General features: G+C 67.3%; 18 protein-coding genes and 1 pseudogene. 7 read left to right on the plus strand and 12 right to left on the minus strand.

The window, feature by feature from the left end; genetic code table 11:
• Positions 1-95: 95 nt before the first annotated feature.
• The 3 genes from trpE to CSC70_RS12880 all read right to left on the minus strand — a co-directional run bounded on the left by trpE (position 96) and on the right by CSC70_RS12880 (position 2,861).
• Positions 96-1,571 (minus strand): anthranilate synthase component I, encoded by a 1,476-nt coding sequence (gene trpE, locus CSC70_RS12870; protein WP_162457038.1) that lies wholly within the window; start codon positions 1,569-1,571, stop codon positions 96-98.
• A 271-nt stretch (positions 1,572-1,842) separates the two neighbouring features.
• A complete protein-coding gene (rpe, locus tag CSC70_RS12875) occupies positions 1,843-2,529 on the minus strand; it encodes a ribulose-phosphate 3-epimerase (RefSeq protein WP_162457039.1) in 687 nt (228 codons plus the stop codon).
• A gap of 5 nt (positions 2,530-2,534) precedes the next feature.
• Entirely contained in the window at positions 2,535-2,861 is a 327-nt protein-coding gene (locus CSC70_RS12880; protein WP_162457040.1) for a J domain-containing protein, read from the minus strand.
• Positions 2,862-2,926: 65 nt separating this feature from the next.
• On the opposite strand from CSC70_RS12880, the gene CSC70_RS12885 reads away from it, so the two are divergent.
• The 3 genes from CSC70_RS12885 to CSC70_RS12895 all read left to right on the plus strand — a co-directional run bounded on the left by CSC70_RS12885 (position 2,927) and on the right by CSC70_RS12895 (position 4,747).
• Positions 2,927-3,850 carry a phosphoribosylaminoimidazolesuccinocarboxamide synthase gene (locus tag CSC70_RS12885; RefSeq protein ID WP_162457041.1) on the plus strand — a complete coding sequence of 308 codons (924 nt, stop codon included), beginning with the start codon at positions 2,927-2,929 and terminating at the stop codon, positions 3,848-3,850.
• An 11-nt stretch (positions 3,851-3,861) separates the two neighbouring features.
• Positions 3,862-4,200, plus strand: coding sequence for a DMT family transporter (locus CSC70_RS12890; protein WP_162457042.1), 339 nt, complete (start codon positions 3,862-3,864; stop codon positions 4,198-4,200).
• Positions 4,201-4,267: 67 nt separating this feature from the next.
• Positions 4,268-4,747 carry an Mpo1 family 2-hydroxy fatty acid dioxygenase gene (locus tag CSC70_RS12895; protein WP_162457043.1) on the plus strand — a complete coding sequence of 160 codons (480 nt, stop codon included), beginning with the start codon at positions 4,268-4,270 and terminating at the stop codon, positions 4,745-4,747.
• 21 nt (positions 4,748-4,768) lie between these two features.
• Here CSC70_RS12895 and CSC70_RS12900 read toward each other — a convergent pair whose 3' ends face one another.
• The 6 genes from CSC70_RS12900 to hppD form a co-directional block, all read right to left on the minus strand.
• Positions 4,769-5,635 carry an NAD-dependent epimerase/dehydratase family protein gene (locus CSC70_RS12900; RefSeq protein ID WP_343038782.1) on the minus strand — a complete coding sequence of 289 codons (867 nt, stop codon included), beginning with the start codon at positions 5,633-5,635 and terminating at the stop codon, positions 4,769-4,771.
• Positions 5,635-6,858, minus strand: a complete 1,224-nt coding sequence (gene nhaA, locus CSC70_RS12905) for a Na+/H+ antiporter NhaA (protein WP_162457045.1) — start codon at positions 6,856-6,858, stop codon at positions 5,635-5,637. Before nhaA ends, CSC70_RS12900 begins: the two co-directional genes overlap by 1 nt.
• Before the next feature lie 40 nt (positions 6,859-6,898).
• Positions 6,899-8,320: a sodium:proton antiporter NhaD gene (gene nhaD / locus CSC70_RS12910; RefSeq protein WP_211369491.1), complete on the minus strand. Its 1,422-nt coding sequence runs from the start codon at positions 8,318-8,320 to the stop codon at positions 6,899-6,901.
• Positions 8,321-8,377: 57 nt separating this feature from the next.
• Positions 8,378-9,331 carry a calcium/sodium antiporter gene (locus CSC70_RS12915; protein ID WP_162457046.1) on the minus strand — a complete coding sequence of 318 codons (954 nt, stop codon included), beginning with the start codon at positions 9,329-9,331 and terminating at the stop codon, positions 8,378-8,380.
• 72 nt (positions 9,332-9,403) lie between these two features.
• Positions 9,404-10,699, minus strand: a complete 1,296-nt coding sequence (gene hmgA / locus CSC70_RS12920) for a homogentisate 1,2-dioxygenase (protein WP_162457047.1) — start codon at positions 10,697-10,699, stop codon at positions 9,404-9,406.
• 31 nt (positions 10,700-10,730) lie between these two features.
• A complete protein-coding gene (gene hppD, locus CSC70_RS12925) occupies positions 10,731-11,828 on the minus strand; it encodes a 4-hydroxyphenylpyruvate dioxygenase (RefSeq protein ID WP_162457048.1) in 1,098 nt (365 codons plus the stop codon).
• Positions 11,829-11,928: 100 nt separating this feature from the next.
• Between hppD and CSC70_RS12930 the strand changes: the two genes are divergently transcribed.
• Positions 11,929-12,414, plus strand: coding sequence for a MarR family winged helix-turn-helix transcriptional regulator (locus tag CSC70_RS12930; protein WP_162457049.1), 486 nt, complete (start codon positions 11,929-11,931; stop codon positions 12,412-12,414).
• A gap of 80 nt (positions 12,415-12,494) precedes the next feature.
• Here CSC70_RS12930 and CSC70_RS12935 read toward each other — a convergent pair whose 3' ends face one another.
• The 3 genes from CSC70_RS12935 to CSC70_RS12945 all read right to left on the minus strand — a co-directional run bounded on the left by CSC70_RS12935 (position 12,495) and on the right by CSC70_RS12945 (position 15,606).
• A complete protein-coding gene (locus CSC70_RS12935; protein WP_162457050.1) occupies positions 12,495-13,994 on the minus strand; it encodes a peptide MFS transporter in 1,500 nt (499 codons plus the stop codon).
• Between the two features lie 103 nt (positions 13,995-14,097).
• On the minus strand, positions 14,098-14,730 hold the full coding sequence (locus tag CSC70_RS12940) for an energy-coupling factor ABC transporter permease (protein ID WP_211369492.1): 633 nt from the start codon (positions 14,728-14,730) through the stop codon (positions 14,098-14,100).
• Between the two features lie 15 nt (positions 14,731-14,745).
• Entirely contained in the window at positions 14,746-15,606 is an 861-nt protein-coding gene (locus CSC70_RS12945; RefSeq protein ID WP_162457052.1) for a tryptophan 2,3-dioxygenase, read from the minus strand.
• A 134-nt stretch (positions 15,607-15,740) separates the two neighbouring features.
• Between CSC70_RS12945 and pdhA the strand changes: the two genes are divergently transcribed.
• The 3 genes and pseudogenes from pdhA to CSC70_RS12960 form a co-directional block, all read left to right on the plus strand.
• Positions 15,741-16,817, plus strand: a complete 1,077-nt coding sequence (gene pdhA, locus CSC70_RS12950) for a pyruvate dehydrogenase (acetyl-transferring) E1 component subunit alpha (RefSeq protein WP_162457053.1) — start codon at positions 15,741-15,743, stop codon at positions 16,815-16,817.
• Complete coding sequence (locus tag CSC70_RS12955) at positions 16,814-17,803, plus strand: alpha-ketoacid dehydrogenase subunit beta (protein ID WP_162457054.1); 990 nt, start codon at positions 16,814-16,816, stop codon at positions 17,801-17,803. Before pdhA ends, CSC70_RS12955 begins: the two co-directional genes overlap by 4 nt.
• Before the next feature lie 63 nt (positions 17,804-17,866).
• Positions 17,867-18,439: pseudogene (locus CSC70_RS12960) on the plus strand (biotin/lipoyl-containing protein); the annotation flags it as partial.
• Positions 18,440-18,460 lie beyond the last annotated feature (21 nt).

The following is an 18,460-nucleotide window of genomic DNA, read 5'->3' on the forward strand; positions in this document are numbered from 1 at the left end:
TTTACTCCCCCTCTCCCGCTGACAGGAGAGGGTCGGGGTGAGGGCCATCGACTCCCGCAAGCGGGAGAGGGGGCTGGACACGTTCGGCATCTCCATCACAACCCCTTCGCCGCCTCGGCCACGGCGCGGAACAGGGCGCGGCCCTTGTTCATGGTTTCCTGCCATTCCAGGTCGGGGTCGGAGTCGTAGACCACGCCGCCGCCGGCCTGCACGTACAGGTAACCGTCCTGGATGACCGCGGTACGGATGGCGATGGCGGTGTCGGCGTCGCCGTTCCAGCCGATATAACCGACCGCGCCGGAATAGACGTTGCGCTTGACCGGCTCCAGCTCGCGGATGACCTCCAGCGCGCGGATCTTCGGCGCGCCGCTGACGGTGCCGGCTGGGAAGGTCGCGCGCAGCACGTCGGCATAGCTCAGCCCCGGCTTCAGCCGGCCGGTGACCTCGCTGACGATGTGCATGACGTGGCTGTAGCGCTCGATGACGAAGGACTCGCTGACCTGCACGCTGCCCGGCTCGGCCACCCGGCCGACGTCGTTGCGGCCCAGGTCGATCAGCATCACGTGCTCGGCACGTTCCTTGGGATCGGCCAGCAGCTCGGCTTCCAGCGCGCGGTCCTGTTCCGGAGTGGCGCCGCGCGGACGGGTGCCGGCGATCGGGCGCACGGTGACCACGCCGTCCTGCAGCCGGGCCAGGATTTCCGGCGACGAACCCACCACCTGGGTGCCGCCGACGTCGATGAAATACATGTACGGCGACGGATTCAGCGCACGCAGCGCGCGATACACGTCGATCGGCCGCGCCCGGAACGGCACCCGCAGCCGCTGGCTGGGCACCACCTGGAAGATGTCGCCGGCGCGCACGTATTCCTGCGCCTTGCGCACCACGTCGTGGTACTGCTCGCGGGTGAACGAGGACTGGAAATCGTCCTCGTCGATGGCATCGGAGACCTGCACTGGCGGATAGCCGGCACCGCCCTGGCGCAGCCGATGGCTCAGCTCGTCCAATCGGCGCACGGCGCGCGCATAGGCCTGCGGCTGCGCGGGGTCGGCGTGCACGATCAGGTACAGCCGCCCTTTCAGGTTGTCGAAGACTGCCAGTTCCTCGGACAACATCAGCAGGATGTCCGGCGTGCCCAGCTGGTCGGGATTGGCGCCGGCCGCCAGCTGCGGCTCGATGTATTCGATGCATTCGAAACCGAACCAGCCGACCAGGCCGCCGGTGAATCCGGGCAGCCCTTCCAGTTGCGGCACCGAATGCCGCGCGCGCAGCGCCTCGACCTCGGCCAGTGGATCGGCCACTTCGCGGGTTTCGACCACTTCGCCCAGCTCGCTGACCTCCAGCGTGTGCCCGCGGAAGCTGTACACCCGTCGCGCCGGCAGGCCGATGATCGAATAGCGGCCGAAGCGCTCGCCGCCCTCGACCGACTCGAACAGGTAGGTATGCGGACCGTCGGCGAGCTTCAGGTAGACCGAGAGCGGCGTGTCCAGGTCGGACAGCACTTCGCGGACGACGGGGATGCGAGTGAAACCTTCAGCGGCGTGGCGCTGGAACTGCTGCTGCGTGATCAAGACGATGTTCCTTCCGGGAATCGGGGGCGTGGCGGACGTCGGCAACGGGCCACCATCGCCATGCGCGGCGTGCGCCAGGAAGGGAACGCGGGTTCGTCTGCCCGATCATGCCGCTACTTTACCCGGAAGCGCGGCGGATTTCCCGCCTGTCATCGCGCCGTCACGATCAGACCCCAGCATGGAAGGCCATAGCAGGGACGACGGGCGGAGGCAGGATCAGCCTCCAATTCTTCCAGGGCGGTGGCCGCAGGCCATCGCCCTTCTGCTGCCATCAGCCGCGTGCGGCAGCCACCTCGGCACGCATCGCGGCAATGGTGTCGGCATAAGCCTGGCGGGTGCGCGGTTCGCGGAAGATCGCCGAGCCGGCGACGAAAGTATCGGCCCCGGCGGCGGCAATGGCGCCGATGTTGTCGGTCTTCACCCCGCCGTCGATTTCCAGCCGGATGGGCTTGCCGCTGGCATCGATCTTCTCCCGCACCACCCTCAGTTTGTCCAGCGCCGAAGGGATGAAGGCTTGGCCGCCGAATCCGGGGTTGACCGACATCAGCAGCACCAGGTCCAGCTCCGGCAGCACCCAGTCCAGCACATCGACCGGGGTGGCCGGATTCAGCACCAGTCCGGCCTTGCAGCCCGAGGCGCGGATCAGTTGCACGCTGCGGTGTACGTGCGCACTGGCCTCGGGGTGGAAGCTGATCAAACTGGCGCCGGCCTCGACGAAGTCGCCGACAATCCGATCCACCGGCGACACCATCAGGTGCACGTCGATCGGTGCGGTCACACCGTGCTTGCGCAGGGCCTGGCAGACCATCGGCCCGATGGTCAGGTTGGGCACGTAATGGTTGTCCATCACGTCGAAGTGCACCCAGTCCGCACCGGCGGCCAGCACGTTGTCGACTTCCTCGCCCAGGCGGGCGAAGTCGGCGGAAAGGATGGACGGGGCGATGATGCAATCGGACATGGCGGTCAGCGTTTGCGCAGGGTGCGGATGCGGTCGTAGGCGGCGTTGATGTCGCGGGCCTTGGTTTCGGCCTGCCGGCGCAGCTCCGGCGCGGCCCCGGCCATCTTGTCCGGGTGGTATTGCGAAATCAGCCGCCGGTAGGCCTGGTCGATCTCGGCGTCGCTGGCGTCGCGGTCCAGGCCCAGCACCCGGTAGGGGTCGTCGCGGCTCAGGCGGAACCAGTCCTCGTCGAAGGCATGGCCCAGAATCAGGCCGATCAGCCCGCCCAGCGGGTGCCGCAGCAGCAGCCAGCCGGCCACGAACCCCAGCAATTTGCCATACCAGCGTTTCATTGCTGCAAGTGTAAGCCACCCATGCCGGCGCGCGCCGTACACTAGGCGGTTCCAAAGGAGGCGCCATGCCCACGACCCTGCTCGAGTCCGACCTGCCCGGCCTGTCGCTGATCCATCGCGGCAAGGTGCGCGACGTCTTCGACCTGCCCCGCGAGCGCCTGCCCGCCGACGCGCCGGGCGACTGCCTGCTGATGGTCGCCACTGATCGCCTGAGCGCGTTCGACGTGGTCCTGCCCGACCCGATCCCCGGCAAGGGCGAGATGCTGTGCCAGATCTCCAATTTCTGGTTCGCCCGGACCGCGCAGCTGATGCCCAACCACCTGACCGGCATCGACGTGGCCAGCGTGCTGCCGGACGGGGTCGATCCGGCGCTGTACGCGCGGCGCGCGGTGGTCACCCGCAAGCTCAAGCCGGTGCCGGTGGAAGCGATCGCCCGCGGCTACCTGATCGGCAGCGGCTGGAAGGACTACCAGCGTACCGGCCACGTCAGCGGCATCCGCCTGCCTGACGGCCTGCGCCAGGCCGAGCAGCTGCCCGAACCGATCTTCACCCCCTCGACCAAGGCCGCGGTCGGCGACCACGACGAGAACATCGATTTCGACACCATGGTCCGCAAGATCGGCGCCGAGCTGGCCGAGAAGGTCCGCGACGCCACCCTGCGGATCTACCGCTTCGCCGCCGAATTCGCCGCCGAACGCGGCATCCTGCTGGCCGATACCAAGTTCGAATTCGGCACCGACGCCGACGGCCGCCTGTACGTGATGGACGAGATGCTGACCCCGGACTCGTCGCGTTACTGGCCCGCCGACCAGTACCAGGTCGGCAGCAGCCCGCCCAGCTACGACAAGCAGTTCGTGCGCGACTACCTGGAGATGCTGGACTGGGGCAAGACCGCCCCCGGGCCGTCGTTGCCGGCCGAGGTGATCGAGCGCACCCGCGCCAAATACGCCGAGGCGCTGCAGCGTCTGGCCGGCATCGTCGTCGATTGAAGGCGCCCGCCATGCGCGCCGCCTACCTGTCACTGGCCATCGCCATCGTCGCCGAAGTCGTCGCCACCTCGGCGCTGAAAGGTTCGGACGGTTTCACCCGGCTCGGTCCCTCGCTGCTCGCGGTGGCCGGCTATGCGGTCGCCTTCTACGCGCTGGCGCTGGTGCTGCGCAGCGTGCCGCTCGGCGTGGCCTACGCCATCTGGTGCGGGGCGGGCATCGTGCTGGTCACCCTGATCGGCTGGGTGGTGATGAAGCAGCCGCTGGACGGACCGGCCCTGGTCGGGATCGGCCTGATCCTGGCCGGCGTGCTGGTGATCCAGCTGTTCTCGCGGTCGGCCGCGCCGGGCTGAGACGCGCCCGCCCGCCGCGCGCGGATAGGCTATCCTCCATACCCGAGCGCATCCTCGGGAGGGATCAATGAACGCGACGGCCGAACGCCCCATCGACCGCTGGTTCGCCCATTACTCCGGCGACCACCGCAACGACATCAACCAGCGCATCCACGTGGTCGCGGTGCCGGCCATCCTGTGGTCGGTGGTCGCTCTGTTGTGGTGCATCCCTGTGTTCGGCACCTGGTTCCGCAGCGGCATCTGGGCCGCGCTGGCGATGTTCGCCGCGTGGGCGTTCTATTACCGGCTGTCGCGGCCGATCGGCCTGGCCATGCTGGTGGTGTTCTTCACCATGGCCTGCAGCTGCCGGCTGCTGGAGGCCAGCATCGGCCTGGGCAACCTGTTGTGGCTGGCAGTCGGCGTGTTCGTGGTGGCCTGGATCGCGCAGTTCATCGGCCACAAGATCGAAGGCCGCAAGCCCAGCTTCTTCACTGACATCGTCTATCTGCTGATCGGGCCGATCTGGGTGCTGGCCAAGTTCTTCCGCAAGATGGAGTGGAAGTACTGAACCGGCGACCGCCACGCGTGCTTACTGCCCCAGCATCTCCGCGCTAGGCGCGAACGCGCGCGGCGCGTAGCCGAAGTCGCGCCAGGCCGGGCCTGCATCGAACACCAGATCCTGGCGCATCCGCGCGACCGCCGCGTCGCCCAAGCCCTGCAACCTGCCGCTCCAGCGCGCAACGCGCACGGCCGCGCCGAACAGCGGCGCCGGCAACTCCAGCAGCCGCGCCGGCGGCCGCAGCGCGGCCAGCGTGCGCGCTACCATTTCGCGATAGGCCAGGGTTTCGCCACCGGGCAAGGCATAGGCTTGGCCGTGGCTGGCCGGCGCATCGACCACGGCCAGCGCCGCCGCCGCCAGGTCGTCGACATGCACCGGCTGGCGCAGGCCGGTGGCGCCGCGCGGCAGCACGAATACGCCGCTGCGTGCGGCCAGCGCCGCGATCCGGCTCAGGGTCTGGTCGCGGCCGGCGCCATAGACCAGGGTCGGACGCAGCAGCGTCGCCGCCGCGTCGCGCGAACCCGCTGTGGCGAAAACGGTCGCTTCGCCCTGCCGCAGTCGCGCGGCCAGTTCGCGTTCGTGGCCATCGGCCGAATCCTGCTTGACCTGCAGGCTGGTCGAACCGAAGGCGATCACCCGTGGCGCCGTGACACCGGCACGCGCATACCACTGCGCGAAGCCGTCCAGCGGCCCCAGGCTGAAGATCGCATCGACCGCCGCCGGCAGGTACGCCATCGCTTCCGGCGCGCCGAGGTCGCCCGGCAGCCAGGTCACTCCCGGCAATGCTTCGCGCGCCTGGCGACTGGCCGCCCAGACCTGCCAGCGCTCGGCCTGCAGACGCGCCAGCAGCGAACGCCCGATCTGCCCGCTGCCGCCGAACAGCAGCGCCCGGCGCACTACGGGGCGTCGTCCTTCAGGGTCAGGCGCAGCCATGTCCAGCCGCACAGCGCGGCCACCACCGAACCAACCAGCACCCCGAGTACCGACGATTGCGCCAGGCCGTTGCCGGCGCCCGGATAGGCCAGGCTGGCGATGAACAGGCTCATGGTGAAGCCGATCCCGCACAATAGGCCCAGCCCGGTCATGCTGCGGCCGTCCAGCCCTTCCGGCCAGCGGCCGCCGGCCAGCCGCACCAGCAGCGCCGCGCCGATCACGCCCACCGGCTTGCCCAGCAACAGGCCCAGCATGATGCCCAGCGGCACCGGCGACAGCAGGTCGGACAAGCCGAAGCCACGCAGGTCGAGCCCGGCATTGGCGAAGGCGAACACCGGCAGGATCGCGTAGGCCACCCACGGATGCAGCGCGTGTTCCAGGCGTTCCAGCGGCGAATGATGCCCGTCTTCCTCGCCACGGTGCGGAATCAACAGCCCGGTCACCACCCCGGCCAGAGTCGCGTGCACGCCCGACTTCAGCACGCAGACCCAGACCAGCACACCAAGCAGCAGGTACGGGGTGAGCGCGCGGATCCCGCGCAGATTCAGCAGCACCATGCCGGTGATCGCCGCGCCTGCCCATACCAGCGCCGTCACCGACAGGTCCTCAGTGTAGAACACCGCGATGATCGAGATCGCAGCCAGGTCGTCGACCACCGCGATGGTCGACAGCAGCAGCTTGGCCGCCACCGGCACCCGCGAGCCCAGCAGCGACAGGATGCCGAGTGCGAAGGCGATGTCGGTCGCCGCCGGGATCGCCCAGCCGGCAATCGCTCCGGGATCGCCGCGATTGATCCACCAGAAGATCCCGGACGGCACCGCGACGCCGGCGCAGGCGCAGGCCAGCGGCAGCACCAGTTGCGAGCGCTCGGACAGTTGCCCGCCGGACGCTTCGCGCTTGATTTCCAGCGCGACCAGCAGGAAGAAGATCGCCATCAAGCCGTCGTTGATCCACAGCAGCAGCGGCTTGGCGATCTTGAACTCGCCGAACGCCACCGCCACCGGCAACTGCCGGAAGCTGTCGTAGACCGGTTCCAGCCCGGAATTGGCGAACAGCAACGCCAGCGCCGCCGCGCCGATCAGCAGAATGCCGCCGGCGGCTTCCAGGCGAAAGAATTCGCTCAGCGCCGAGCGTGTCAGTCCCGGCAACTCGCGGACGGTGCGGGAAACGGTATTCTCGTCGGACATGCCCGGATTCTAGCGGTTGCGCCAATCCCTTGTCACAGCGTCAGCCGGTAAAATAGCGCGCGTTGATCCACATGTGCATCGCGATGCTGGCGGCATAGCCAAGTGCGATCGCCCATGCCCACTTCAGGTGGCTGAAGAAGGTGTACTTGCCATGCGCCTGCCCCATCAGGGCGACACCGGCGGCCGAACCGATCGACAGCAGGCTGCCGCCGACGCCGGCGGTGAACGTGACCAGTAACCACTGCCCGGTGTCCATCTGCGGATTCATCTGCAGCACCGCCACCATCATCGGGATGTTGTCGAGCACCGCCGAGATTAGCCCGACCAGCACGTTGGCCGCAGTCGGGCCCAGATGGCCGTAGAACATCTCCGAGGACAGCGCCAGATAGCCACAGAAGCCCAGCGCGCCCACGCACATGATCACCCCGAAGAAGAACAGCAGGGTGTCCCATTCGGCACGCGCCACCTGTTCGTAGCTGTCGAAGGCATCGACATCGCCGGGGCTGCCCTGACGGTTGAATTCGTCGATCTCGTAGCGCTCGGCGGTGCGCTGCAGGTGCCAGCCATACAGCTTGAGCAGAGACAAGCCGGTGATCATGCCGAGGAACGGCGGTAGGTCGAGCACGCCGTGGAAGAACACCGCCAGGCTGACGGTGAACCCGAACAGCGCCAGTATCGGCAACGCGCCGCGCTTCATCCGCGAATCGTCCTCGCTGCCGACCGGCTTTCCGGACGGCAGGGCGAAGCTCATCAGCAGCGCCGGAACGCCCCAGTTGATCAGTGCCGGCACCAGCAACGCGAAGAAGGTCGCGAATGGCACGATCCCGCGCTGCCAGACCAGCAGGGTCGTGATGTCGCCGAACGGGCTGAACGCGCCGCCGGCATTGGCGGCGACGACGATGTTGATGCAGCCGATCCCGATGAAGCGGGCGTTGCCGTCGGCGACCGCCATCAGCACCGCGCACATCACCAGTGCCGTGGTCAGGTTGTCGATCAGCGGCGACAGTACGAACGCCAACGCGCCGGTGATCCAGAACAGCGCGCGGTAGCCCAGCTTGCGGCGCAACAGCCAGCCGCGCAGCGCATTGAACACGTTGCGTTCGCTCATTGCGTTGACGTAGGTCATCGCCGACAGCAGGAACAGAAACAGTTCCGCGTATTCCAGTACGTAACCCGACAGCGCCCGTTCGGTCAGCTCGTGGTCGCCGCGCAGGCCCACCACCACCGCCAGCAGGGCCCAGATCACACCGGCAGCCATCATCACCGGCTGCGACTTGCGCAGATGGGTGAACTCCTCGACGAAGACCAGTGCGTAGGCCAGACAGAAGATCGCCACCGCGGCGAAACCGACCCAGTGCGTGGTCAGCCCGGCCTGCAGTTCCGACGCATTTGCCGCACCTGGCAGCAGCAGGGCCACCGGCACTGCGAAACGGGCCAGCAGACGCACAACGGTCGGTTTCATCGGCATTCGGGGGAAGCGTGGGGAGCGACTAGTCTAGCCGCTGACGACGGCCGGCGGTCAGGTGCCGGCCAGCAACAGCTCCAGCGCCACCCAGCCGAGAAAGGCGATGCACAGGACCGCGCCTTCGCCGCGGCTGATCCGCAAGTCGCCCTTCAGCAGCGGATACAACAGCAGCGCGAACGCAATCGCCGCCGGCAGTTCCAGCCGCACGAACGAAGCCGGCAACGGCACCGGGCGGAACGCCGCCATGCCGCCGACCACGACCAGCAGGTTGAACAGGCTGGAGCCGATGACGTGGCCGACCACCATGTCGCCCTGCCCGCGCCGCGCGGCCATCACCGCGGCCGCCACTTCCGGCAGCGCGGTACCGATCGCCACCGGCAGCAGGCCGGTCAGCAGCGGCGTCCAGCCAAGCCCGGCACCAATCCTCGGCGCGCTGTCGACGACGAAGCCGGCGCCGTAGTACAGCAGCGCGCAGGCCAGCACGAAGCGCAGCAAATTCAGCCACAGCGCCTGCTTGGTCGCGGCATAGGCTTCCACCCCTTCGCGCACCGCCTCGCCCTCGCGCGAGGCGCGCGCCAGCAGGAAGCCCAGCAGGGCGACGAAACCCAGCAACAGAGCGATGCCTTCGACCCGGCCGACCACCCCGTCCAGCCCGAACCCGATCAGCGCCAGTGTCGCCACCGCCAGCAGCACCAGCATCGGCGCCAGCAGGCGCATCCGCACCAGCAGCGGCGCAGCCAGCGCGGCCGCGCCCAGGGTCAGGCCCAGGTTGACGATGTTGCTGCCGATCGCATTGCCCAGCGCCATGTCCTGCGCGCCGACCCAGACCGCGCGCGCGTTGACCGCCAGTTCCGGCAGCGAAGTGACGAAGGCCAGCAGCAGCAGGCCGGCGACGAACGGCGATACGCCCAGCCGCTGCGCCAGCCCCGAGGCGCCCTTGACCAGGGTGTCGCCGCCCAATGCCAGCAGCAGCAGTCCAAGTGCGAAGAATCCCCAAGCTTCCAGCATCTGCGCGGCTCCCGTGGCGTCCCGTAGGCACCGATTCTATGCGCAGCCGCCCGGCGACGGCCAATCCCGCGCTCAGCGCGGCGGCGAGAAGCGTTTTTCCAGCCCGGCCCAGCAGCCGGTGTAGTCGCGCTGCCGGTGCGCCGCCTCCAGCGCCTGCCGGACCGGCCGGATCACCGCGCGGGTCTCGAACATGAAGGCCATGCTGTCGACGATCACGTCCGGCTTCGACAGGTCGGCGGACGACGCCTTCTCGAACGTCGCCGCATCCGGGCCGTGACCGGTCATGCAATTGTGCAGCGAAGCGCCGCCCGGCACGAAGCCCTCGGCCTTGGCGTCGTACGCACCGTGGATCAGGCCCATGAACTCGCTGGCGATGTTGCGGTGGAACCACGGCGGCCGGAAGGTGTCCTGCGCCACCAGCCAACGCGGCGGGAAGATCACGAAATCCATGTTGCCCACGCCGGGAGTGTCGCTGGGCGAGGTCAACACCAGGAAGATCGACGGATCCGGGTGGTCGTAGCTGATCGAACCGATCGTGTTGAAACGGCGCAGATCGTAGCGGTACGGCGCGTAGTTGCCATGCCAGCCGACCACGTCCAGCGGCGAGTGGCCAATGTCGGCACGCCACAACCGCCCCTGGAACTTGGCGATCAACTCGAAATCGCCCTCGATGTCCTCGTAGGCCGCGCACGGGGTCTCGAAATCGCGCGGGTTGGCCAGGCCATTGGCGCCGATCGGCCCCAGGTCGGGCAGACGCAGCAAGGCGCCGAAGTTCTCGCAGACATAGCCGCGCGAAGGCCCGTCCGGCAGTTCGACGCGAAAACGCACGCCACGCGGAATCACCGCGATCTGCTGCGGCTCCACTTCCAGCACGCCCAGTTCGGTGGCGATCCGCAGCCGCCCTTGCTGCGGCACGATCAGCAGCTCGGCGTCGGCGTCGTAGAAATAACGGCCGCGCATGTCGCGGTCGGCGGCGTACAGGTGAATGCCGACCCCGACCTGCGCCGCAGGCGAGCCATTGCCGGCCATCGTGAACATACCCTCGACGAAATCCGCCGGCGCCTGTGGCAACGGCAACGGCGACCAGCGCAACTGCTCCGGCGTGACCGGAGTTTCGTCGAAATCGTTGTGAAAGCGCGGCTGCGCGAACGGGGTGAATGCTCCGTGCACGGCCGCCGGGCGAATCCGGTACAGCCAGCTGCGGAAGTTGTGCCCGCGCGGCGCGGTGAACGCGGTCCCCGACAGCTGTTCGGCGTACAGTCCGTGGGCGACCCGCTGCGGCGAGTTGCGCCCGACCGGAAGCGTGTCGGCAAGCGCCTCGCTGGCGAACTCGTTGCCGAAACCGGTCATGTAACCGTTGGATTGCATGCTGCCTCCCGCAAACAGGCGTCGGCCCAGCCTACAGCACGCCGCGCTTCATCTGGTCGCGCTCGATGCTTTCGAACAGGGCCTGGAAGTTGCCCTCGCCGAAACCCTCGTTGCCCTTGCGCTGGATGATCTCGAAGAAGATCGGCCCGACCGCGTTCTGGGTGAATATCTGCAGCAGCTTGCGCTGGTGCGTTTCCGGGTCGGCGTCGATCAGGATCTTGTTCTTCGCCAGCCGCGCCACGTCTTCGCCATGCTCGGGGATGCGCTGGTCGATCACCTCGAAATAGGTGTCAGGGGTGTCGAGGAACTCGACCCCGGCCGCGCGCATCCTTTCGACCGTGTCGTAGATGTCCTCGGTGAAGCAGGCCACATGCTGGATGCCTTCGCCGTGGTAGGCGTCCAGGTATTCGTTGATCTGCGACTTCGGGTCGGACGACTCGTTCAGCGGGATGCGTACCATGCCGTCCGGCGCGGTCATCGCCTTCGACAGCAGGCCGGTCTTGGCGCCCTTGATGTCGAAATAGCGGATCTCGCGGAAGTTGAACAGGCGCTCGTAGTAATCGGCCCACTTGGCCATGTTGCCGTGGTACAGGTTGTGGGTCAGGTGGTCGATGAAGGTCAGGCCGAAACCCTTCGGCATCTTCTCCACGCCCGGCAGCCATTCGTAGTCCGGGTCGTGGATGGTGCCGCGATCATCGTAACGGTCGACGATGTACAGCATGCAGCCGCCGATGCCCTGGATCACCGGCGCGGCCACCGCCTTGCTCAGCTCCTCGCGCGGCGCGAACGGCTCGGCGCCGTTCTTCAGCGCCTGCGTGCGCGCCCAGTCGGCCAGCTTGCTGACCCGGATCGCGAAGCCGCAGGCGCTGGGGCCGTGCTTGGCGGCGAAGTCGGCGGCGAACGAATCCGGATCCTCGTTGATCAGGAAGGTACAGTCGCCCTGCCGGTAGGTGCTGATCGGCCGCGTCCGGTGGCGCGCCACCTGGACGAAGCCGAGCTTGCGGAAGTAGTCGTGGAGCATCTGCCCCTGCCCGGCGGGCGCGGCGAATTCGACGAATTCAAAGCCGTCGATGCCCATCGGATTGTCGAATGTGGCGACCTGGATGCCGCGGTCGGTTTCTGCGCTCATGGCCATCTCCTACAATTGCCCCTCGCCCGGGACACGAGCCCGGCGCATGGTAGGCTCCTTTATAGTTTCAAATGAAACCAATTGCAAGCGGCGGTGCATCATGTCCGACTCCAACCCCTTCGCCTCCGGCCAGCCCACGATCTTCGATCTGGAAAAGCTGCTGCCCTACCGGCTCAGCGTGCTGTCCAACCGGGTCAGCTATGCCATTTCCAGCGAATACCACCGCCGCTTCGGCCTGGCCATCACCGAATGGCGGGTGATGGCGGTGCTGGGCCGCTACCCCGGACTGTCGGCGCGCGAGGTCACCGAGCGCACCGCCATGGACAAGGTCGCGGTCAGCCGCGCGGTCGCGCGCCTGCTCGAGCGCGGCCTGGTGCAGCGGGAAATCCACGGCGACGACCGCCGCCGCTCGGTGCTGACCCTGTCCGAAGCCGGGCGCTCGGTCTACGACGAAGTCGCGCCGATGGTACTGGCCTGCGAACGCAATCTGCTGGCGCCGCTGAGCGAGGAAGAATGCCTGCTGCTCGACAAGCTGATCGACAAGCTGGGCAAACAGGGCATGGAAGAGATGCTCAAGCACCTCTAAGCGCGGCATGCGTCGGCAGCGCACGGAAAAAGGCGGCCCGCGGGCCGCCTTTTTCATGCGCTGCCGGATTCGCCGGCGACTCACTTCACCCCATGCATCAACCGGCTGATCAGCGGCGCGATCACGAACAGCAGCACGCCCGAACCGACCAGTGCCCAGAAGCCGAAGGTGTAGCCGGCATGCGCCGACTCGACAGTCATGCCGCCTTCGCCGCTGACCCTGCCGGCGAAGATGCCGGCCAGGTTGTTGCCGATGGCGATCGACAGGAACCAGCAGCCCATCGCCAGCCCGCTCAGCTTGTGCGGCGCCAGCTTGGTGGTCATCGACAATCCGATCGGCGACAGGCACAACTCGCCGACCGACTGGATCACGTAGACCATGAACAGCGTCCAGAACGGGATCTTGCCGGCGTCGTCCACCATCTTCGACAGCGCGACCATCAGCAGCAGGAAGGCCAGTCCGTTGAAGATCAGGCCCAGCCCGAACTTGCGCGGAATTGACGGATTCACCTTTCCCATCCTCACCCACATCCACGCCATCACCGGCGCCAGGGTAATGATCGCGACCGAGTTCACCGACTGGAACCATTCCAGCGGGAAGGTCCAGCTGCCGAAATCACGATCGACAATCTTGTCCGCCAGGAACGTGAACGAACTGCCGGCCTGCTCGAAGAACATCCAGAACAGCACGTTGAACACGAAGATCACCAGCATCGCGAACACCTTGTCGCGGGCGACATGACCCTCGCGCACGCCTTCGATGATCAGCATCACCGCAGGAATGATGAACAGCGCCATCAGGATGGTCTGCAACGCATTCGCGTTGATCGTCAGCAGGAAATAGAACAGCGGAATGCCGACTGCGAGGCCCAGCAGGGCGACCAGGCCGACACGCCCCAGACCTTCTTTCCCCTCTGCCGGCAAACCGATGCCCTTCAGCTGGCTACGGCCGAACCAGAACCAGACCAGGCTCAGTACCATGCCGATGCCGGCGGAGATGAACACCCATTGGTAATGCGGATCATCGTTGGTGCCGAACACCTTGCGCGCCAGCCAGCCGGTAATGACCGGAGCGATCATCGCACCGATGTTGATGCCCATGTAGAAGATGGTGAAGCCGGAATCGCGACGCTCGTCCCCGTGCAGGTACAGCTTGCCGACCATGGTCGAGATGATCGGCTTGAACAGGCCGTTGCCGACGATGATCGTGGCCAGACCCAGCTTGAATACAAGCTCTGTCGGCGAGGCCAGCAGGAACAGTCCAGCCGCCATGAAGATTGCACCGACCAGAATCGAGCGCTGGTAACCGATCAGCTTGTCGGCCACGTAGCCGCCGAAGATCGCGCCGGCGTAGACCAGCGCCAGGTAGGCACCGTACAGCTCGCTGGCCGGCTTCTCGCCGGACGCGTCGCCACCGTGGAACTGGGCGACGATGTACAGCACCATGGCCCAGCGAATGCCGTAGAACGCGAAGCGTTCCCAGAATTCGGACATGAACAGCATCCACAACGGACGCGGATGGCCCATGACCTGCCTGAATTCCGGAATCGGACTGCCTGCCGCCGTATTGGCGTCGCTCATTGATGTACCTCGCGGAAATCGTTCAAGAAAGCGCCCGCGGTCGCGGGCTGGTCGGCAGAATGGCCCAGCCCGACAGCGGCGTCAAACCGGCACGGATGGGCGTTCAACGCGGGCGCAGGTAGCGCGCATCGTCGAAACTGCTGCACCACTGCGGCCGGTACACCACCACCAGCGCCATCGCGCCGCCGGACAGGAACGCCTCGCCGAACATCATCAGCGGCGTGGCCAGCAGGTAGGCCGGTACCGCGCGCGAACCCAGCCAGGCCATCACCGCCGCCTTGGCCAGATTGCACACGGCGATGGTCAAGGCGCCGCCGAGGAAGGCCTGCACCAGCACGTAGACGAACAGGTTGGGCGGCAGCCGGCGCTCGGCGAAACGCGAAAACGCATGCCCGGCCAGCACCGGCAGCGCGGCGGTGGCGAGGAAATCCGGCGCCGGACCCAGCCAGGCCGCACCGGACACGCCCGCCAGCAGCGACACCACCGCCAGGACCCACAGCGCGAATTGCGGCCCGAACATCAGGGTGGCGACCATCGCGCCGACGAAGTTCAATCTCACATCGTCCAGCGCCCGGGTATTGAACAGCCGCAACAGCGCCAGCATGACCAGCGCCACGCCCAGCACCCGTTGCGCCTCGGCGTCGCCGCGCAGCTTGTGCCAGGGCAAGGTCCGTGCGGCCAGCGCCAGTGTCGCCACCATCAACGCCACGGCGACGTACTGCAAGGCCGGCGGCACCGCGTCCACCCGCGGTCAGCGGCCTGGGCCGATGGCCGTGCGCACGTCGAACAGTTCGGGGAAGAAGGTCAACTCCAGCGCCTGCTTCAGGAAGCCCACCCCAGACGAGCCGCCGGTGCCGCGCTTGAAGCCGATGATCCGCATCACCGTGCGCATGTGGCGGAAGCGCCACAACTGGAACTGGGTTTCCAGGTCGACCAGATCCTCGCACAAGGAATACTCGCGCCAGTAGCGGTCGGTGTCCTCGTAGATGCGCTCGAACACCGGCACCAGCTCATGATCGAACACGTGCGGCTGCGACCAGTCGCGCTGCAGGTGCCGTGCCGGAACCGCATGGCCGAAGCGCGCCAGGTAGTGCAGGAACTGTTCGTACAGGCTGGGCGATTCCAGCGCCTCGCGCAGCAGCGCCTGCCCGGACGGGTCGTATTCGAACACCTTCAGCATCGCCGCATTCTTGTTGCCCAGCAGGAATTCGACCCGACGGTACTGCAGCGACTGGAAGCCGGATGATGGCCCCAGTCCATCGCGGAACTGCATGTATTCGGCCGGGGTCAGGGTCTCCAGTACCGCCCATTGCTCGATCAGCTGGCGTAGCACCTGCTTGCAGCGCGCGATCACCTTGCGGCACTGCCAGACCTCGTCGCGATGCATGTGGACGTTCGCCGCCGACAGTTCATGAATCAGCAGCTTCAGCCACAATTCCGACACCTGGTGCTGGACGATGAACAGCATCTCGTCGTGATGCGGCGGTTCCGAAAGCGGCTGCTGCGCCGACAACAGCTTGTCCAGCTGCAGGTAGCCACCATAGGTGGTCCTGCCGGCCAGTTCGGTGTGGATGCCCGCCTCGAGCGGACGTTCGTTGTTGTCGATCGCCATCGGCGCAGAATATCGCATCGGACCCGCGCCCGGGTCGACTCAAGCCCCGGATGCGGCAGCGTTGCCGCGACGCGCAACGGCATTGCCCGCGGCAACCGCTATCATCGGCGCATGACATTCACGCAGAACAGGACATGACGCTTGCCGCAAGCTTCGAAATCCAGTACCTGCAGTACCTCGACCCGGATGGCCGACTGCTGGACGATGCGCTGCCGGAAGCCGCACGCGACACCCGACACCTGAAGGATCTGTTCAAGCGCATGCTGTTCGTGCGCGCCTTCGACGGCAAGGCGGTCGCGCTGCAACGCACCGGCAAGTTGGGTACCTATGCCTCCAGCCTGGGCCACGAGGCCACCCATGTCGGCATCGGCGCCTCGATGCAGGCCGACGACGTGTTCGCCCCCAGCTACCGCGAATACGGTGCGCAGTTCATGCGCGGCGTGCGCCCGCGCGACGTGCTGCTGTACTGGGGCGGCGACGAACGCGGCAACGATTACGCCGATTGCCGGCAGGATTACGCCTGGAGCGTGCCGATCGCCACCCAGTGCCTGCACGCGGCCGGCGCCGCGCTGGCGTTCAGGCTGCGCGGGCAAGCGCAGATCGCGGTCGGCGTCTGCGGCGACGGTGGATCGTCGAAGGCCGATTTCTACGCCGCGATCAATTCCGCCGGCGCCTACCGGCTGCCGCTGGTGCTGTGCGTGATCAACAACGGCTGGGCCATCTCGCTGCCGCGCAGCGCACAGACCGGTGCGCAAACGCTGGCGCAGAAAGGCATCGCCGGCGGCCTGTACTGCCTGCAGGCCGACGGCAATGACCTGCTGGCGGTGCTGGAGGCGATGCGCATCGCCGGCGAACGCGCGCGCAACGGCGAAGGCGGCAGCGTGATCGAATTCGTCACCTATCGCCTGTCCGACCACACCACCGCCGACGATGCCCGCCGCTACCGCGACGACGCCGAGGTCAAGGCCGCCTGGCAACACGAACCACTGCTGCGGCTGCGGCGCTGGCTGCAGGTGCAGGACCTGTGGAGCGAGGAAGAGGAACGCGCCTGGCTGCAGGAGTGCGACGCGCAGGTCGCCGCCGAGGTCGACGCCTATCTGGCCACACCGCCGCAGCCGGTCGAGGCGATGTTCGATTACCTGTACGCCGATCCGCCAACCGATCTGCTGGCCCAGCGCGCGGCCGCCATCGCCTCGGAGCGCGGCCGATGAGCGCCGATCCCCCCATCACCCTGATCGAGGCGATCACCCAGGCCCTGGCCTGGGAGCTGCAGCACGACGATTCGGTGCTGGTGCTGGGCGAGGATGTCGGCGTCAACGGCGGCGTGTTCCGTGCCACCAATGGCCTGCAGCAACGCTTCGGCGAACAGCGCGTGCTGGACACACCGCTGGACGAGACCACCATCGCCGGACTCGCCGTCGGCCTGGCCACCCAGGGCATGAAACCGGTGGCCGAAGCGCAGTTCGACGGCTTCGTCTATCCGATGCTCGACCAGATCGCCAGCCATGCCGTGCGCATGCGCAACCGTACCCGTGGCCGCCTGCATTGCCCGATGGTGCTGCGAGTGCCGTGGGGCGGCGGCATCCGCGCGCCCGAGCACCATTCCGAAGCCAACGAAGCGATCTTCACCAACATCCCAGGGCTGCGGGTGGTGATGCCGTCTTCGCCGCAACGCGCCTACGGCCTGCTGCTGGCCGCCATCCGCGATCCGGACCCGGTGATCTACATGGAACCCAAGCGGATCTACCGGCAGTACAAGGAAACCGTGCCCGACGACGGCGAGGCGCTGCCGCTGGACGTGTGCTACGTGCTGCGCGACGGCGACGACGTGACCCTGGTGACCTGGGGCGCGCAGGTCAAGGAATGTCTGGAGGCGGCCGACGCGCTGTCCGCTGAAGGCATCGAGGCCGAAGTGATCGACGTGGCCACGCTGAAGCCGCTGGATTTCGACACCATCGCCGAATCGGTGGCCAGGACCGGTCGCTGCGTGATCGTGCACGAAGCGCCGCGCACCGCCGGATTCGGCGCCGAGATCGCCGCACGCCTGGCCGAGCACTCGATGTACGACCTGCTGGCGCCGGTCGAGCGCGTCACCGGGCCGGATACCCACATCCCGCTGTTCCGGCTGGAAATGAAATACCTGCCGAGCGTGGACAAGATCGTCGCCGCAGCGAAGCGCACGCTGGCGGCAAGTTGATCCACCATCATTCATCTGCGGTCCCATCACAGCGGGACCGCCGTACCAGAGGCCAGGCTTTCGATGAGCGACACCAAGACCTTCCTGCTGCCCGACCTGGGCGAGGGCCTGCCCGACGCGACCATCGTGGAGTGGTTCGTCGGTGAAGGCGACACCATCCTGCTCGATGCGCCGCTGGTGTCGATGGAAACCGCCAAGGCCGTGGTCGAGGTGCCGTCGCCGGTTTCCGGCACGGTGCTGAAGCTGGGCGGCAACGCCGGCGACATCGTTGCCACCGGCAGCATGCTGGCCGTGTTCGCGCCGGACCCGGCCCTGCCGCAGCGCGGCGAAGGCCACGACAGCGGCCATCGCCACGGTGCCGCCGCTTCGACCGCGGCCGGGCCTGCTTCACCCGCCACCGCAACCCAGGACGCCGGCACCGTGGTCGGCAGCATGCAGGTCTCCGACACGGTCCGCAGCGAACGTCTGGTCAGCGCCGGCGGCGCACGCGCGATGCCCGCCGTGCGCGCGATGGCGCGCAAGCTCGGTCTGGACCTGTCCCGCATCCGCGCCAGCGGTCCCGACGGCACGGTGACGATGGCCGACGTCAAGCAGGCGGCGGCGGAAGGCTCGACGGCTGAAGACACCCCCCCATCCATGTCTCTTATACAAATCTGA

Origin of the sequence: Pseudoxanthomonas kalamensis DSM 18571, assembly GCF_010211745.1 — a bacterium.
GTDB lineage: Bacteria > Pseudomonadota > Gammaproteobacteria > Xanthomonadales > Xanthomonadaceae > Pseudoxanthomonas_A > Pseudoxanthomonas_A kalamensis.

What these genes read in the sequence shown, in the direction of transcription:
- hmgA (WP_162457047.1), bottom strand. Translation starts at nt 10,699, where the DNA reads ATGCAATCCAACGGTTACATGACCGGTTTCGGCAACGAGTTCGCCAGC.
- rpe (WP_162457039.1), bottom strand. Translation starts at nt 2,529, where the DNA reads ATGTCCGATTGCATCATCGCCCCGTCCATCCTTTCCGCCGACTTCGCC.
- nhaD (WP_211369491.1), bottom strand. Translation starts at nt 8,320, where the DNA reads ATGAAACCGACCGTTGTGCGTCTGCTGGCCCGTTTCGCAGTGCCGGTG.
- CSC70_RS12885 (WP_162457041.1), top strand. Translation starts at nt 2,927, where the DNA reads ATGCCCACGACCCTGCTCGAGTCCGACCTGCCCGGCCTGTCGCTGATC.
- CSC70_RS12895 (WP_162457043.1), top strand. Translation starts at nt 4,268, where the DNA reads ATGAACGCGACGGCCGAACGCCCCATCGACCGCTGGTTCGCCCATTAC.
- CSC70_RS12935 (WP_162457050.1), bottom strand. Translation starts at nt 13,994, where the DNA reads ATGAGCGACGCCAATACGGCGGCAGGCAGTCCGATTCCGGAATTCAGG.
- CSC70_RS12880 (WP_162457040.1), bottom strand. Translation starts at nt 2,861, where the DNA reads ATGAAACGCTGGTATGGCAAATTGCTGGGGTTCGTGGCCGGCTGGCTG.
- CSC70_RS12890 (WP_162457042.1), top strand. Translation starts at nt 3,862, where the DNA reads ATGCGCGCCGCCTACCTGTCACTGGCCATCGCCATCGTCGCCGAAGTC.
- CSC70_RS12915 (WP_162457046.1), bottom strand. Translation starts at nt 9,331, where the DNA reads ATGCTGGAAGCTTGGGGATTCTTCGCACTTGGACTGCTGCTGCTGGCA.
- hppD (WP_162457048.1), bottom strand. Translation starts at nt 11,828, where the DNA reads ATGAGCGCAGAAACCGACCGCGGCATCCAGGTCGCCACATTCGACAAT.
- nhaA (WP_162457045.1), bottom strand. Translation starts at nt 6,858, where the DNA reads ATGTCCGACGAGAATACCGTTTCCCGCACCGTCCGCGAGTTGCCGGGA.
- CSC70_RS12955 (WP_162457054.1), top strand. Translation starts at nt 16,814, where the DNA reads ATGAGCGCCGATCCCCCCATCACCCTGATCGAGGCGATCACCCAGGCC.
- CSC70_RS12945 (WP_162457052.1), bottom strand. Translation starts at nt 15,606, where the DNA reads ATGGCGATCGACAACAACGAACGTCCGCTCGAGGCGGGCATCCACACC.
- pdhA (WP_162457053.1), top strand. Translation starts at nt 15,741, where the DNA reads ATGACGCTTGCCGCAAGCTTCGAAATCCAGTACCTGCAGTACCTCGAC.
- CSC70_RS12930 (WP_162457049.1), top strand. Translation starts at nt 11,929, where the DNA reads ATGTCCGACTCCAACCCCTTCGCCTCCGGCCAGCCCACGATCTTCGAT.